The sequence below is a fragment of the Mycobacterium sp. DL99 genome (genome assembly GCF_004762045.1).
Lineage (GTDB): Bacteria > Actinomycetota > Actinomycetes > Mycobacteriales > Mycobacteriaceae > Mycobacterium.
The window spans coordinates 2488195-2504092 of sequence record NZ_SJOM01000007.1; the positions used below are offsets into that span (position 1 = coordinate 2488195).

The 15898-nt window shown below is 66.9% G+C and carries 11 protein-coding genes; 8 read left to right on the forward strand and 3 right to left on the reverse strand.

Annotation, left to right across the window (positions count from 1 at the left end):
• Position 1: 1 nt before the first annotated feature.
• The 3 genes from EYZ64_RS12495 (at position 2) to EYZ64_RS12505 (ending at position 2812) form a co-directional block, all read left to right on the forward strand.
• Positions 2-1501, forward strand: a complete 1500-nt coding sequence (locus tag EYZ64_RS12495) for a cobyric acid synthase (RefSeq protein ID WP_135453715.1) — start codon at positions 2-4, stop codon at positions 1499-1501.
• Between the two features lie 9 nt (positions 1502-1510).
• A complete protein-coding gene (locus tag EYZ64_RS12500) occupies positions 1511-2185 on the forward strand; it encodes a hypothetical protein (protein ID WP_167857807.1) in 675 nt (224 codons plus the stop codon).
• 63 nt (positions 2186-2248) lie between these two features.
• Positions 2249-2812: an alpha/beta fold hydrolase gene (locus EYZ64_RS12505; protein WP_135453716.1), complete on the forward strand. Its 564-nt coding sequence runs from the start codon at positions 2249-2251 to the stop codon at positions 2810-2812.
• A 28-nt stretch (positions 2813-2840) separates the two neighbouring features.
• Here EYZ64_RS12505 and ngg read toward each other — a convergent pair whose 3' ends face one another.
• Together ngg and EYZ64_RS12515 are read right to left on the reverse strand one after the other, a co-directional pair.
• Positions 2841-4628, reverse strand: coding sequence for an N-acetylglutaminylglutamine synthetase (gene ngg, locus EYZ64_RS12510; protein ID WP_210115502.1), 1788 nt, complete (start codon positions 4626-4628; stop codon positions 2841-2843).
• Positions 4625-6430 carry an N-acetylglutaminylglutamine amidotransferase gene (locus EYZ64_RS12515; protein WP_135453717.1) on the reverse strand — a complete coding sequence of 602 codons (1806 nt, stop codon included), beginning with the start codon at positions 6428-6430 and terminating at the stop codon, positions 4625-4627. The genes ngg and EYZ64_RS12515 overlap by 4 nt, the downstream gene beginning before the upstream one ends.
• 97 nt (positions 6431-6527) lie before the next feature.
• Between EYZ64_RS12515 and EYZ64_RS12520 the strand changes: the two genes are divergently transcribed.
• Positions 6528-9851 carry a DEAD/DEAH box helicase gene (locus EYZ64_RS12520; protein WP_135453718.1) on the forward strand — a complete coding sequence of 1108 codons (3324 nt, stop codon included), beginning with the start codon at positions 6528-6530 and terminating at the stop codon, positions 9849-9851.
• Here the strand turns inward: EYZ64_RS12520 and EYZ64_RS12525 are convergent, their stop codons facing one another.
• A complete protein-coding gene (locus tag EYZ64_RS12525; RefSeq protein ID WP_135453719.1) occupies positions 9852-11441 on the reverse strand; it encodes an amino acid permease in 1590 nt (529 codons plus the stop codon).
• A 189-nt stretch (positions 11442-11630) separates the two neighbouring features.
• Here EYZ64_RS12525 and EYZ64_RS12530 point away from each other — a divergent pair, with 189 nt between their 5' ends.
• Genes EYZ64_RS12530 through EYZ64_RS12545 form a run of 4 tightly spaced genes read left to right on the forward strand, consistent with a single transcriptional unit; the run spans position 11631 to position 15892 of the window.
• Positions 11631-12998: a glutamine synthetase family protein gene (locus EYZ64_RS12530; RefSeq protein ID WP_135453720.1), complete on the forward strand. Its 1368-nt coding sequence runs from the start codon at positions 11631-11633 to the stop codon at positions 12996-12998.
• Between the two features lies 1 nt (position 12999).
• Positions 13000-13743, forward strand: coding sequence for a gamma-glutamyl-gamma-aminobutyrate hydrolase family protein (locus EYZ64_RS12535; RefSeq protein WP_210115648.1), 744 nt, complete (start codon positions 13000-13002; stop codon positions 13741-13743).
• Positions 13740-15119, forward strand: a complete 1380-nt coding sequence (locus EYZ64_RS12540) for an aldehyde dehydrogenase family protein (RefSeq protein ID WP_135453721.1) — start codon at positions 13740-13742, stop codon at positions 15117-15119. Before EYZ64_RS12535 ends, EYZ64_RS12540 begins: the two co-directional genes overlap by 4 nt.
• Positions 15119-15892 (forward strand): 3-oxoacyl-ACP reductase, encoded by a 774-nt coding sequence (locus EYZ64_RS12545; protein ID WP_135453722.1) that lies wholly within the window; start codon positions 15119-15121, stop codon positions 15890-15892. The genes EYZ64_RS12540 and EYZ64_RS12545 overlap by 1 nt, the downstream gene beginning before the upstream one ends.
• The last annotated feature ends 6 nt before the right edge of the window (positions 15893-15898 follow it).

The following is a 15898-nucleotide window of genomic DNA, read 5'->3' on the forward strand; positions in this document are numbered from 1 at the left end:
CGTGAGCGGAGCGCTGCTGGTCGCCGGGACGACCTCGGACGCCGGTAAGTCGATGGTGGTGGCGGGGCTGTGTCGGCTTCTTGCCCGCAAGGGCCTGTCCGTGGCGCCGTTCAAGGCGCAGAACATGTCGAACAACTCGGCGGTCACCGTCGACGGCGGAGAGATCGGCCGCGCCCAGGCCATGCAGGCCCGTGCCGCCGGGCTGGCGCCCAGCACCCGGTTCAACCCGATCCTGCTCAAGCCGGGCGGGGACCGAACCTCGCAGCTGGTGATCCGCGGACAAGTGGCGGGAACCGTCGCCGCGGGCGACTACTTCACCCACCGGGACCGGCTCGCGACGGTCGTCGCCGAGGAATTGGCCTCACTGAGATCTGAATTCGACGTGGTGATCTGTGAGGGCGCGGGCTCGCCGGCCGAGATCAATCTGCGCGCCACTGACCTGGCCAACATGGGGCTGGCCCGCGCCGCGGACTTGCCGGTGGTCGTGGTGGGCGACATCGACCGCGGCGGCCTGCTGGCCCACCTGCATGGCACCGTGGCCGTCCTGGAGCCCGAGGACCAGGTGCTCATCGCGGGATTCATCGTCAACAAGTTCCGCGGTGACCCCGCCCTGCTGGAACCCGGATTGCGCCAGCTCCAGGATCTGACCGGCCGCCCCACCTACGGGGTGGTCCCGTTCGACGACGGAATCTGGCTCGACACAGAAGATTCCGTGTCGGTCCGGCCGGGAGGCGTGGTGGGGACCCCGCAAGCGCCCCGCGGCGCGCAGACGCTCACCGTCGCTGCCATCAGACTGCCCCGCATCTCCAACTCCACCGACATCGAGGCACTGGCATGTGAACCCGGAGTCCTGGTGCGGTGGGTCGCCGATGCCGCCGATCTCGCCGGCGCGGACCTCGTGGTGATCCCCGGCAGCAAGGCCACCGTGAACGATCTGGCCTGGTTGCGCCAACGCGGACTGGCCGAGGCGATCCTCACGCACGCCGCGCAGGGCCGGCCCGTGCTCGGTGTGTGTGGTGGGTTCCAGATGCTGTGCCGTCGCATCGACGACGCGGTCGAATCCTCAAGCCTGGAATCCGTCGAGGGCCTGGGTCTGCTGGACGCCGATATCGAGTTCGCCGCCGAGAAGACCCTCCGGCATTGGGAAAAGCCCTTGTGGGGCTACGAGATTCATCACGGCCAGGTGACCCGCGCGGCGGCCGATGACTGGCTCGGGGTGGGGCTGCGCCACGGCGCGGTCTACGGCACCCACTGGCACGGTCTGCTCGACAACGATCAGTTGCGCAGGGCCTGGCTCACCGAGATCGCTGACAGCGCCGGCCGTGGCGGGTTCGTGGTTGCCGGAGACACCGACGTGCAGGGGCGCCGCGATGCGCAGCTTGACCTGATGGCCGACCTGCTGGCAGCCCATCTCGACATCGGTGCCGTGATGGACCTCGTGGAGCACGGGCCGCCACCGCGGCCCACTATGAGCACTGCGCTCGTCGGCCCACCTCGGTAACCTGGGCAGATGACTCGGTGCCATCGATGGGTGGCAGCTCCGGCCGGCCTGCTCGCCATGCTCGTGGTGTCCGGCTGCGCGCCGGTGATCGTCGGCACGCCCACCTGGCCGGGCGCCACCCTGGAGAAGGTATTGCTGACACCCACCGACTTCCCGCCCGGCGTGCAGGTCGATCGCGTCACCGACGATGGCACAGGGCCGGGCGGTCCGGGCGGCCCGCCACCGATGCTTTCCACCCCGGTCGGCTGCAGCGACGGGCTGACGAGGGTGATCGCCGAATCGGCCGAGCGGGGCCCGGGCAGCGCCGCGCAGATCATCGCCGCCTACGACGGGGCGCGGATGGTGCTGACCGTGATGGCCTCGCCGCTGCCGCTGGACAGGTTGGCAGCCACGGCAGAGCGATGCGCCCAGTTCTCCACCTACTTCGATCCGGCGGACAAGGGCATCCCGATGACCACCACCAAGCTGACCGCACCGCGTGCGTCAGCGTTGGTTTATCAGCAGACGATGCAGCTGGGCGGTAGGGCACAGAGCATCTTCTTCGCATTCGAAAATGTCGGCAACTGGGCTGTTTTCGGAATTGCGTTCCCCACGCAGGATCCGTCGATTGTCGCCAAAGGTGCATTGCCGCAGACATTTCTGGACGTTTTCGGTACCCAGGCCGAGCGGCTTGCCTCTCACTGACGCGGGCGTCAAGACAATGTTGATTCCGGCCCGCCCGTCGCTACTGGACGGTAGTTTGGCCGAATGCTTACCACCGTCGCGACGATCGACGGATTCACCACACCCGTCGACGTCTCGGGCCCCGAGAAGGGTTCCACCGTGGTAGTGCTGAGCGCCGGCCACCACGGCCCGGCCGCATACGAGCCGATCTGCCGGCGCCTGCACACCGCGTCACTGCGCACGGTGATCATCGGTCCGGATCCACGGCTGACCGCCAAGTCGGTGGTCGGCATTCTCGATTCGCTCAACATCAAATGGGCGTTGTTGGTCGGCGACCGGCTCGGGGGAGAACTCGCCTGGGAGCTGGCCGCGACCCGGCTGGACAAGTTCATCGGTCTGGTGGTGGTGGATCGTGGCCACCCTCGCGTCGCAGACGCCACGGGGACGATCCGCGACGACGAATGCCCGCCGGTCGAGATGAACACCACCGTGCTCGTCAGCTCTCCCGCGGCCCGCGCCGTCGCCAAGGCCAGCCAGCGCTTTGTGTACGGCGACTTCCGGCTCGTGGAGATAGCGGGACGACGCAACGCCGGTGACTCGACCGCACAGCTCGCGGCCGAGATCGTGCTGCGCACCAGCAGTTGGTGACGGCCCAGGCCTGCCTTCGCGCGAGCGCTCAGTCAGCCGCCTCCGAAGGCGTCCAGGCTTGCGGCAAACCCGGCTGCTGCGGGAACAGGAAATCCACGAACGCCGCGGCCGTGGGCTGCGGCTCATGATTGGCCAGCCCGGGGCGTTCATTGGCCTCGATGAAGACGTACTCGCGGCCCGTGACATCGGGCACCAGCAGGTCGATCCCCGTCACCGGGATACCGATCGCCGCGGCCGCGGTCACCGCAACCCGGCACAATTCGGGATTCACCTCCGCGGTGACATCGTGAATCGTCCCGCCCTGATGCAGATTGGCCGTTCGCCGTACCCGCAGGTGCACCCCCTCGGGCAGCACATCATCGAACGACCTGCCGGCCTCGGCGACCGTTCCCACGGTGACGTCGTCGATCGGGATGCGTGATTCGCCGCCGGTAGCCGCCGCGCGGCGCCGCGACTGCGTCTCGATCAGCTCGCCCACGGTGTGCTTACCGGTGCCGACGATCTCGGCGGGCCTGCGGATCGCCGAGGCCACCACCTTGCCGTCGATGACCACCAGACGAAGATCGTCGCCGGCGGCCCGCTGCTCGATCAGCACCTCCGGGTACTGCTCGCGGGCCCGGTGCAGTGCGGCATCCAGTTCATCGCTGCCGTCCACGCCGACGGTGATGCCCTTCCCCTGCTCGCCACGGGTGGGCTTGACCACCACATCGCCGACCTCGGACAGGAAGTCGTGGTCCTCGCGGTCGAAGGTGGCCAGCCTGCCCTTGGGCACCGAGATGCCCGCCTCGGAAACGATCCGACGGGTCTGCCGCTTGTCATCGCAGCGGGCCATCGCCACCGCAGAAGTGAACTCCGACAGCGACTCTCGGGTGATGACTGTGCGCCCGCCGTGGGACAGCCGCATTTCGCCCGCGCCCGCATCGAGCACCTCGACCCGGATGCCGCGACGCATCGCCTCGTCGGCGATGATGCGCGCGTACGGGTTCAGATCGTCGACCGTTTCCGGAGGATGGGTGAACAGCGGCTCGTTGATCGCGTTCTTGCGTTTGACGGCCAGCACCGGGACGCGCTGGAAACCCAGCTTCTCGTACAGCGCGATCGCGGCGGAATTGTCATGGGCCACAGACAGATCCAGGTAGGCTCGGCCCCGCTCGCGGAAGAACCCGGCCAGGGTCCGGGTCAGCGCGTCCCCGACGCCGGGCAGTCCGGCGGCCGGGTCCACGGCCAGGCTCCACAGGCTCGACCCGTCCTCGGGGTCGGCGAACAACCGGTTGTGGTCGACGCCGGTGACCGTGCCCACGACGCTGCCGTCGTCGTCGCGTACCGCAACCAGGTAGACCACCGCCGGGGTCAGGGTGTGGTTGTGCCAGATGACGTCGACGGGTGCGGGCACCATCCCGCACCGGACGTACACGCGGTTCATCGCGTCGGCGTCGCTCGGCGTCTGCAGGGTGCGCACGGTGAACCCGACGGGTTCGGCGGCGGTGAATTCGTCGGTGAACCGCAGCCGGTAGGTGTGGCTCGGATCGATGAACAGCTCAGCGGGGGAGCGGGCGATCAGCACGTGCGATTCGCGGGCGTAGATGCAGATGTCCCGCCGGCCGGGCCCCTCCTGCTGCAACACCTCGGCAAGCTGCTCGGGATCGGCGAAGGTCTGTCCGAAAATCAGCCGGCCCCAGCCTAATTCGAGCACCACATCATCGGCCATGGCATCGATGAGGTGCTGCGGTGAGGCATCGTGCAGGCCGAGCGTGATCGCCTCGGTGTGGTCGGACCCCAATGAGGCTTCCGACGAGTCATGGTCAGTGGCGGTCACGCCGCAGCCCCCGTCACCCCGTGGCGCTGCAACCACAACTCGAGCAGCGCGATCTGCCACAACTCATTGCCGCGCAGCGGGGTCAGCCTGCCGTTCGGGTCGGCGAGTAGACGGTCGACGGCCTCGGGGCGAAACAGACCGCGCTCCTTGGCTTCCGGTGCATACAGCGCGTCGCGGACCATATCCAGGTACGGCCCCTCGAGGTGGGTCAGTGCCGGGACGGGGAAGTAGCCCTTCGGGCGATCGATCACCGCCGCCGGAATCACCCGGCGCGCAGCCTGTTTGAGCACACCTTTGCCCCCATGCGCGGTCTTCAGGCCCGGCGGACAGGTGGCGGCCAACTCGACGAGTTCGTGGTCGAGGAACGGCACCCGGCCTTCCAGGCCCCACGCCATGGTCATGTTGTCGACCCGCTTGACCGGATCGTCGACCAGCATCACGGTGGTATCCAGGCGCAACGCCCGGTCCACGCCGGTCTGTGCGCCCGCCGCGGCGAAATGATCGCTGACGAATACCCCGCTGGGATCGCCGTCGGCCCGGTAACCGTCGCTGATCAGCGCGCTCACCCCGGTGCTGTCACGGTCGAAGAACGCGCCGCGGTAGCTGGCCACAGCGCCGTGGAGGTCGGCCGCGCCCGGTTCGGCCATCGGCGGATACCAGTGATACCCGGCGAAAACCTCGTCGGCGCCCTGGCCGGACTGGACCACCTTGACGTGCTTGGCCACTTCCTGGCTCAGCAGGTAGAAGGCCACGCAGTCATGGCTGACCATCGGTTCGCTCATCGCCGCGATCGCACCGTCGAGGGCGGGCAGCATGCGGTCGGTGCCGATGCGGATCTGGTGATGGTCGGTTTCGAAATGCTCGGCGATGATGTCGGAGTACTTGAACTCGTCACCGGCCACCCCGCCGACGGACTCGAAACCGATCGAGAAGGTGGACAGGCCGTGCTGGCCGGCCTCGGCGAGCAGTCCGACGATCAGACTGGAATCGACGCCGCCGGACAGCAGGCATCCGACGGGCACGTCAGCCACCAGCCGGCGCTCGACCGCGCGCCGCAGCGACTCCAGTACCGCGTCCTCCCAATCCTTTTCCGACCAGTCGGCCCGGTCGGCGTGCCGGGTGAAGTCCGGCGACCAGTAGACCGTGGTGTGCCGGCTGCCGTCCGGTTCGATCGCGACCACCGACGCGGGCGGCACCTTCTTGATGCCCTGCAGGATGGTCAACGGGGGCGGCACCACCGAATGGAACGTCAGGTAGTGGTGCAGCGCGATCGGATCGATCCGGGTGTCGACGCCACCGGCGGCCAGCAGGGCGGGCAGCGATGACGCGAACCGGATCCGGTGGGTGTCCTCGGTGATGTAGAGCGGCTTGACGCCCAGCCGATCGCGGCCCAGCAGCACCCGGCCGGTGTCGCGCTCGACGATCGCGAAGGCGAACATCCCCATCAGGTGCTCGACGAACCGGTCGCCCCAGTGGTGATAGGCCTTCAGCAACACCTCGGTATCGCTGTGGGAGAAGAACCGGTAACCGTGTCCGGACAGTTCCCGGCGCAGCTCCTGGTAGTTGTAGATGCAGCCGTTCCAGCAAACGGTCAACCCGAGTTCGGGATCGACCATGGGCTGGGCGCCCGCTTCGGTCAGGTCAATGATTTTCAGGCGGCGGTGACCCAGTGCGACCCGGCCTTGCGACCAAACACCGGCCGCGTCCGGACCCCTGGGTGCCATCGCGTCTGCCATGGCCGACACCGCTGAAATATCCGGTGTCCGGCCATCGAGACGCACCTCCCCGGCGGCTCCACACATCAGTTCGACCCTACACAGGATCCGGCGGCGGCGCGCTACCCGCGGTGTGTCGGGGGTGTGACCGGGACATGTCGGAGCGTGGCCCTATTCTCCTCACATGAGGCCTGGATTCGGCTTCGGGATAGCCCGTGACGAGCTGATTCGTGATTTCGGCGCGCAGTCGACCGTGCGGGGTGAACGCTATGCCGCCGAGGGTCGGATCCGTGACATCGAGTTCGATGACGGCGAGCGTCTGCTTCGCGGACGGTGTGTCGGTTCGCATGGTCAGCTGTACGTCCTTGAGGTCGGCCTGTCGCCGGGAAGCCGGGCTGTCGTCGAGTGGGCATTGTGTTCGTGCCCCGTGGGGTCGTTCTGCAAACATGCGGTCGCCCTGGTTCTGACGGCCGCACCCCCGGACCCGGCCCACTCGCCGGTGGAGCGATGGCGCTATGTGCTCGACAAAGTGCTCGACGAGGTCGCCGTTCCCGACGGCGGCGGCAAACCGATCGCGCTGGAATTCTCGGTCGGTGCCCCGACCCGCTACCGCCCGGGCGCCCTGCTGATGCTGCGCCCGCTGTCCCTGGGGAAACGGGGCACCTGGATCGGCCGGGCACTGACCTGGCGGCGCCTCGTGGACTACCCGGACCCGGGCGAGTTCGACCGCGACCAGTACCGGGCCGTGCGGGCGCTGCTGTCGGAGGTCGTGCGGTACTCCCCGCCGCACGGCAGCGAGGGGATGGTGCTCAACGGAATGCCTGCCACGCTGTGGTCCCGGCTCGACGAGGTGCTGGATGCGGGAGTGACCATCTTGGCCGACACCGCGAGTGGCATCCGGGCGGTCGAGTTGGTCAAGAACGTTCACCTCCGGCTGGACTTCGCGGCCGAGGGCGGTGGTGCCGTGATGTCGGTGGCACTGATCGTCGACGGGCAGGACAGCGACCCCGACGGCGTCGCGCTGATCGGGATGCCGGCTCCGCACGGGATGTTTCAGGTCGCCGATTCGGTGCTGCGCCTGGGCGCCTTCGACCCGGTGCCGGGACGCACTATGGCCGAGATGCTGGGCCATCACGAGCAGGTGCATATCCCGGCCGACATGGCGCGCGAACTCGCGGTCGACATCCTGCCGCGCCTGGCCAGCAGCGTGGACATGGAGGTCGCCGACGGCCTGTTCGTCCCGCCGGCCATCACGGGCCCGATGCCCGCGCTGACGGTCAAGGCCGTCGACGGCGGCGCGCGGGTGTTCTGGAGTACGCGCTACCAGGTCAACGATCAGCATCACGACTTCGACCCGATGTCTTCGGCCGGGTTGATCGGATACCGTGACGCCGCTGCCGAACAGGCGCTCTGGCCGCGGGTGCTGCCCGCGTTGCAGGCGGTCGCAGCCGCCGCGCAGGACTGGAAACATCAAGCGGCGCAACATGTCAACCGCCGGATAACCACGACGCTCGACACCGACGCCGTCCATGAGTTGCGAGCCATCGTCAATGCCCAGAGCGCCCTGGACGCGGTCGCGGTGGCGTCGCAGCGCACATTGCTGGGCGGGGTGACTCTCACCCTCGTGGAGGCCGCGGTGCTGTGTGATCAGACCCTGCCGCAGCTGGACTGTTTCGCGGACCTGACGGTCGACGCTGATGACCGGTACCGGGCCGCCGGCGCCGATCCGGTGCTGTCGTTCTCGGGTGACACCTCGGTTCCGGGGGACTGGTTCAACCTGAACATCACGGTGAGCGTGGACGGCGAGACAGTGGCGCTGCCCGAGCTCATCCGCGAATTGAGCACTGGTGCAACGCACATGCTGTTGCCTTCCGGCATGTACTTCCGGCTGGACACGCCCGAGCTGGCGCAGTTGAGAGCCTTGCTCGACGAGGCGCGTGCGCTCGGCGAGATCGACGGGGACCGGGTCAATGCCGCGTCGATGAACATCACGCTGTGGGACGAACTGCTCGAGCTCGGTGTCGTCGACGAGCAGCTCGCCCGGTGGCGGGCCAACCTGGCGCGTCTGGCAGCGGCGCGTCCTCCGGTGCCCGTCGACCCGCCCGCGGGGCTCGACGCCGAATTGCGCGACTACCAGCGAGATGGACTGGACTGGCTTTCGTTCCTGTGGGACAACGGGATCGGCGGGGTGCTCGCCGACGACATGGGCCTGGGAAAGACCGTGCAGACGTTGGCGCTCATCGAGCGTGCCGTGGCCGGCGGCGCAGGCAGGTTCCTGGTCGTGGCGCCGACCAGCGTGGCGCGCAACTGGGTGGCCGAATGCCGCAAGTTCACCCCGGGACTGAACGCGGTGGTGGTCACCTCGACCAATGCACGGGCAGCCGTCGGACTGGCCGAACAGGTGGCCGAGGCGGATATCGTGGTCACCTCCTACACGCTGCTGCGCATGGATATTGCCGCGTACTCACAAATCCAGTGGGCCGGAATGGTTCTCGACGAAGCGCAGTTCGTGAAGAACCACCACAGCAAGACCCATCAGGCCGCGCGGCTGCTCGACGTGCCGTTCAAGTTGGCCATCACCGGCACCCCGATGGAGAACAACCTGATGGAGCTGTGGTCACTGCTGTCGATCACGGTGCCCGGGCTGTTCCCGTCGCCGAAGGTGTTCGAGACGTATTTCCGCAAGCCGATCGAATCGGGTGCCGCCGATGATCTGCTGCCGGTGTTGCGCAGGCGGATCAAGCCGGTACTGCTGCGGCGCACGAAAAGTCAGGTGGTCAGCGAGCTGCCGCCGAAGAGCGAACAGGTGCTCACCATCGGACTGGGCGCCAAACATCGCAAGATCTACGACACGCGGCTGGCCCGGGAACGGCAGAAGGTGCTGGGGCTGCTGGGGGACTGGGAGAAGAACCGGTTCCAGATCTTCCGGTCGCTGACCTTGCTGCGCCAGCTCAGCCTGCACCCGGGTTTGGTCGACGACTCCGCTCGCGCGGTGGGCTCGGCCAAGATCGACTTCCTCGTCGAACAGCTCGATCAGCTGGTCGCCGAGGGGCACAGCGCGCTGGTGTTCAGCCAGTTCACCGGATTCCTCGCCATCGTGCGGGCGCACCTGGATTCCGCGGGTATCGCCTACAGCTACCTGGACGGTTCGGTCGACTCCGACGGAAGGGCCAGAGCCATCGAGGAATTCGGTACGGGCACCAAGCAGGTGTTCCTGATCAGCCTGAAAGCGGGCGGATTCGGGCTGAACCTCACCGCCGCCGACTACTGCTTTCTGTGCGACCCGTGGTGGAGCCCGGCCGCTGAGGCTCAGGCCGTCGACCGGGCCCACCGTATCGGGCAGACCCGGCCGGTCAGCGTCTACCGACTGGTCGCGGAGAACACCATCGAGGAGAAGGTGGTCGCGTTGCAGGACCGCAAGCGGGCACTGTTCGCCGCGGTGGTCGATGACGGGGATCTGTTCGGCTCGACCATCTCCGCGTCCGACATCCGCGAACTGCTCGGATGATCAGCCCGGCAGTTCGGCGGTCGGGGCGTCGACCTGCTTGATCGGACCGGTGAACCAGTGCTTCACCGACACGTGCCAGTAGATGAACAGCAGCACCAACACGCCGCCGACCAGCAGCGGGGTGTAGTTCACGAACTTCCACTGGAAACTCGGGTCCCACGGCATACCGCCGAGCGAGGTCGGGAACATCGCGATGATCGAGGTGACGATGATCTCGACGATCGCCACCGGCGCCATCCACTTGTACTTGCTGCCGATGTTCCACCGGCCCTGCTCGAAGGAGTCGCCGGTCTTCCACCGGTAGTAGATCGGCACCGCGAAGCACAGGTACAGCCCGACCACGCCGATCGAGACGACGGCATAGAACGCGACCGGTGAGGGCACGTCCACACCGTTGACCGGAATCTTCACCGGCACGATGGCCGGCAGGGTGATGATCGCCGCGATCACCGCGGTGATGATGACGGCGTTGGCGGGCACCCGGCTGGCGCTGACCTTCGACCACAGCTGGTGCCCGGGGACCGCGCGGTCCCGGCTGAATGCGAACAGCATGCGTGAGGCGCTGGTCTGGCAGGCGGTGGTGCAGAACAGCTGACCCGCGGTGGCGATCAGCAGCACGACGCCCGCCCACTTCGATCCGAGCGCCTGGGTGAAGATGGTCGCCACCGCTCCACCGTTGGCCGACACCTCGTCGGAGTTCTGCACGGCAAACAGGAATGACAGCAACAGGATCCAGCCGCCGATCGCCGAGTAGAAGATCGACTGCCAGATCCCCTTCGCGGCGGCATTGGCCGCGCTCTTGGTCTCTTCGGACAGATGCGCCGACGCGTCATATCCGGTGATCGTGTACTGCGTCAGGATTGCCGAGATCGGCAGCACGAACAGCAGGAAGCCCCAACCGGAGGTGGAGCCGGAGAAGATCCCGGAGTTGTTGATGGTCTTGGCGAAAACGTCGGAGGCGCTGGCGTGTTGGTCCGGGAGCAGCCACAGGATGGCGATCACCGCGGTGGCGCCCGCGACGTGCCACCACACCGAGACGTTGTTGATGACGGCCAGCAGGTGTGACGAGAAGATGTTGATCACAGCCGAGACCGCCAGAATGATCAGGAACATGATGAACACCCGGGTCAGGCTGTAGCCGGCCAGCCAGGATTCACTGAACGTTCCCAGGGTGAGGTCCAGGAATGTCGCGCTGCCGTAGGACACCGACGCCAGGATCGCGATCAGGCCGATCAGGTTGAGCCAGCCGGTGTAGAAGCCGGCCTTGGGGCCGCCGAGTTTCGAAGCCCACCAATAGATTCCGCCTGAGGTGGGATACGCGGAGACGAGTTCGGCCAGACAGAATCCGATGATCAGGATGAAGACCGAGACAATCGGCCAACCCCAGGCGATGGCGGCCGGGCCGCCGTTGTTCCAGCCCAGCCCGAATGAGGTGAAGCAACCGGCCAGGATCGAGATGATCGAGAACGAAATGGCGAAGTTGGAGAATCCCGACCAGGACCGCTGCAGTTCCTGGACGTAACCGAGCTTGGCGAGATGTTGTTCGTCGTCACTGAGGTGTTCGGTGAGTTCTTCGTGCCCCTCGGGCATGGCGGCTCCTCGTGTGCAGGGCGGTGGGCGGTCTGCACACGGACAATAGAACGTTATTGGTCTGCTGTCCTACCTTTCGGGCGTGACAATCATGCTAATTCGGTGCACGATCATGACGTCATCGGCGAGGCAATGGTCGGCTGGACGTCAGGTTGGCCACCGAGTCCCACACGGGCAGGAGGGTGCGCAATGAGCCAGAACCCCGGCATGCTGGCACGAGCCGACCTGGAGCAAATGGTGGCGGCGGGTGAGATCGACACCGTGATCGTCGCCTTCTGCGACATGCAGGGCCGGCTGACCGGCAAGCGGGTTTCCGGCCGGTTGTTCATCGAAGAGGTCGCCGCCCACGGTGCGGAGTGTTGCAACTATTTGCTCGCGGTCGACGTCGACATGAACACCGTCGGCGGCTACTCGATGTCGAGCTGGGACACCGGCTATGGAGACATGGTGATGACGGCCGACTTCAGCACCTTGCGGTTGATTCCGTGGCTGCCCGGCACCGCGCTGGTGATGGCGGATCTGTCGTGGCTGGACGGTCGCCCGGTCGAGCAGGCGCCGCGCAGCATCCTCAACCGCCAGATCGACCGGCTGACCGAGCGGAAGCTCGTGCCCTATGTTGGCACCGAGCTCGAATTCATGGTGTTCGACAACACATTCCGCGAGGCCTGGGCCGCGGGCTACCGCAACCTGACACCAGCCACCGACTACAACGTCGACTACGCCATGATGGCGTCCACTCGGATGGAGCCGTTACTGCGCGACATCCGTCTGGGCATGGCGGGCGCCGGCTTGTACTGCGAGGGCGTCAAGGGGGAGTGCAACCTGGGCCAGCAGGAGATCGCGTTCCGCTACGACCATGCCCGCGCCACCTGCGACAACCACACCATCTACAAGAACGGTGCCAAGGAGATCGCCGACCAGCACGGCAAGAGCCTGACGTTCATGGCGAAATTCGATGAACGCGAGGGCAACAGCTGTCACATCCATATCTCGTTGCGTGGTGAGGACGGGTCACCGGTCTTCGCCGACGAGTCCGGCCCGCACGGGATGTCGCCCATGTTCCGCAGCTTCATCGCCGGCCAGCTGGCCACGCTGCGCGAGCTGACTCTGCTCTACGCACCGAACATCAACTCCTACAAGAGGTTTGCTGACGGCAGCTTCGCCCCCACCGCCATCGCCTGGGGCATGGACAACCGAACCTGCGCGTTGCGCGTGGTCGGTCATGGGTCCGGTATGCGGGTGGAATGCCGGGCGCCCGGCGGCGACGTCAACCAGTACCTGGCCGTGTCGGCGCTGATCGCGGGCGGCCTGTACGGCATCGATCACGAGCTGGAACTTCCCGACCCGCTGCCGGGGAATGCCTATGCCAGTGGGGCGCAACGGCTGCCGACCACTCTGGCCGAGGCGGCAGAGCTGTTCGCGAAGTCCGAGGTGGCGCGCACGGCGTTCGGGGACGACGTCGTCGAGCATTACCTGAACAATGCGCGGATCGAGTTGGCCGCCTTCAATTCCGCGGTGACCGACTGGGAAAGGGTGCGTGGCTTTGAGCGGCTCTGATATGGGGGCGCGTCCGATCATCGGCATGACGACCTATCTGCAGCAGGCGCAGACCGGGGTGTGGGATGTGCAGGCGAGCTTCCTGCCGCAGGTCTACTTCGAAGGCGTCACCCGTGCCGGTGGTATTGCGCTGCTGTTGCCGCCGCAGCCGGTGGACGTCGACATCGCCGACCGGGTGCTCGACCGCGTCGACGGTCTGGTGATCACCGGCGGCCCGGATGTGGATCCGCAGCGCTACGGACAGCAGTCACATCCGGCCACCAACGAGCCGGCCGCCGAGCGTGACGCCTGGGAGTTCGCGCTGCTGGAAGCCGCACTGCGGCGCGATATCCCGGTGCTCGGCGTGTGCCGGGGCGCGCAGGTGCTCAACACCGCGCTGGGCGGCACCCTGCACCAGCACCTGCCCGACGTGATCGGGCACACCCATCATCAGAAGGGCAACGCGGTCTTCGGCACCTCGGCCGTACGCACCGTGCCCGACACCAGACTGGCCGATCTGATCGGCGCGACGTCCGACGCGCAGTGCTATCACCACCAGGCGATCGACCGGCTCGGTGAGGGCCTGGTGGTCAGCGCCAGCGACGCCGACGGCGTGATCGAAGCCGTCGAACGTGACCCGGCACTACCCGGTGATGCATTCGTGCTGGGCGTTCAATGGCACCCCGAAGAAAACCTCGATGACCTACGCCTGTTCACCGCCGTGGTGGACGCGGCCAGAACCTATGCGACTGAGAGGGTCTCATGACATCCAGCCACGTCGTCAACCCGGCTACCGAGGAGGTGCTGACCACCGTCGACCTCCTGGACGTGGGTGCCGTCGATGACGCCGTGGCGCGTGCCGCCGTGGCGCAACGGGCATGGGCCCGGCTGGCCCCGGCTGAGCGGGCCGCCGCGCTACGCGCGTTCGCCGCCGTCGTCGACGCCCACATCGAAGACCTCGCCGCCCTGGAGGTGGCCAATTCCGGGCACCCGATCGGGCAGGCCGAGTGGGAGGCCGGGCACGTCCGGGACGTCCTGCAGTTCTACTCGGCCACTCCGGAACGATTGAGCGGCAAGCAGATCCCGGTGGCCGGTGGCTTGGACGTCACGTTCAACGAGCCTCTCGGCGTCGTCGGGGTCATCACGCCGTGGAATTTCCCGATGACCATCGCCGCGTGGGGCTTCGCCCCGGCGCTGGCGGCCGGGAACGCGGTGGTGCTCAAGCCCGCCGAGTGGACCCCGCTGACCACGATCCGGCTCGGTGAGCTGGCCATCGAATCGGGTTTGCCGGCCGGGCTGTTCCAGGTGCTGCCGGGCAAGGGTTCGGTGGTGGGGGAACGGTTCGTCACCCACCCCGGCGTCCGCAAGGTGGTGTTCACCGGATCCACAGAGGTGGGGATGCGGGTGATGGCCGGGGCGGCGGCTCAGGTCAAACGGGTGACGCTGGAGTTGGGTGGCAAGAGCGCCAACATCGTGTTCGACGACTGCGATCTGGAGAAGGCCGCGGCCACCGCTCCGTACGGCGTGTTCGACAACGCCGGGCAGGACTGCTGTGCGCGTAGCCGGATCCTGGTGCAGCGCAGTGTCTACGACCGTTTCATGGAGCTGCTGGAGCCGGCGGTCAAGGGCGTCGCCGTGGGGGACCCCACCGTCCGCGGCACCGAGATGGGGCCGTTGGTGTCACGTCCGCACTGGCAGTCGGTGTCGTCCTACGTTCCCGACGATGCCCCGGTGGCGTTCCGGGGTTCCGCCCCGGACGGTCCCGGGTTCTGGTTCCCGCCAACGGTGTTGACGCCGCAGCGCACCGACCGCACCGTGACCGACGAGATTTTCGGCCCCGTGGTGACCGTGCTGCCCTTCGACGACGAGGCCGATGCCATCGCGTTGGCCAACGACACGCCCTATGGTTTGTCGGGCTCGATCTGGACCGACAATCTCTCGCGCGCACTTCGGGTGTCGCGGGCGGTGGAAGCGGGCAATCTCAGCGTCAATTCGCACTCGTCAGTGCGCTACAACACGCCGTTCGGGGGTTTCAAGCAGTCCGGATTGGGGCGCGAGTTGGGACCCGACGCACCACTGTCTTTCACCGAAACCAAGAATGTCTTCTTCGCCATTGAAGATCGAGCAGAGGAGTCCATTTAATGGATCTGACCCAGCGACTGGCCGGCAAGGTTGCCGTCATCACCGGTGGTGCCAGCGGCATCGGCCTGGCCACCGGACGGCGGCTGCGTGCCGAGGGCGCCACGATCGTGGTGGGCGATATCGACCCCGTCGCGGGCGAGGCCGCCGCCGAGGAACTCGACGGATTGTTCGTCGGCGTTGATGTGTCCGACCAGGATGCTGTCGATCAGCTCTTCGACACTGCGGCAGCGACATTCGGTTCGGTCGATATCGCGTTCAACAACGCCGGGATCTCGCCCCCCGAAGATGATCTGATCGAGACCACCGAGCTGCCGGCGTGGCAGCGGGTGCAGGACATCAACCTGAAATCGGTTTACCTGTCCTGCCGGGCGGCGCTGCGCCACATGGTGCCCGCGGGCAAGGGCTCGATCATCAACACCGCGTCGTTCGTGGCGGTGATGGGTTCGGCCACCTCCCAGATCTCCTACACCGCCTCCAAAGGCGGCGTGCTGGCGATGTCGCGCGAACTCGGGGTGCAGTACGCCCGGCAGGGAATCCGGGTCAATGCCCTGTGCCCCGGCCCGGTGAACACCCCGTTGCTGCAGGAATTGTTCGCCAAGGATCCCGAGCGTGCCGCGCGACGGCTGGTGCACATCCCGTTGGGCCGTTTCGCCGAGCCCGAGGAGTTGGCCGCCGCGGTGGCGTTCCTGGCCAGTGACGACTCGTCGTTCATCACAGGTTCGACTTTCCTGGTCGACGGCGGGATCAGCTCCGCGTACGTGACACCGCTGTGACACCCT

Excerpts from the sequence above, each read along its gene's own strand:
- EYZ64_RS12500 (WP_167857807.1), top strand. The coding sequence starts at position 1,511 with ATGACTCGGTGCCATCGATGGGTGGCAGCTCCGGCCGGCCTGCTCGCC.
- EYZ64_RS12505 (WP_135453716.1), top strand. The coding sequence starts at position 2,249 with ATGCTTACCACCGTCGCGACGATCGACGGATTCACCACACCCGTCGAC.
- EYZ64_RS12515 (WP_135453717.1), bottom strand. The coding sequence starts at position 6,430 with ATGTGTGGAGCCGCCGGGGAGGTGCGTCTCGATGGCCGGACACCGGAT.
- EYZ64_RS12520 (WP_135453718.1), top strand. The coding sequence starts at position 6,528 with ATGAGGCCTGGATTCGGCTTCGGGATAGCCCGTGACGAGCTGATTCGT.
- EYZ64_RS12525 (WP_135453719.1), bottom strand. The coding sequence starts at position 11,441 with ATGCCCGAGGGGCACGAAGAACTCACCGAACACCTCAGTGACGACGAA.
- EYZ64_RS12530 (WP_135453720.1), top strand. The coding sequence starts at position 11,631 with ATGAGCCAGAACCCCGGCATGCTGGCACGAGCCGACCTGGAGCAAATG.
- EYZ64_RS12535 (WP_210115648.1), top strand. The coding sequence starts at position 13,000 with ATGGGGGCGCGTCCGATCATCGGCATGACGACCTATCTGCAGCAGGCG.
- EYZ64_RS12540 (WP_135453721.1), top strand. The coding sequence starts at position 13,740 with ATGACATCCAGCCACGTCGTCAACCCGGCTACCGAGGAGGTGCTGACC.
- EYZ64_RS12545 (WP_135453722.1), top strand. The coding sequence starts at position 15,119 with ATGGATCTGACCCAGCGACTGGCCGGCAAGGTTGCCGTCATCACCGGT.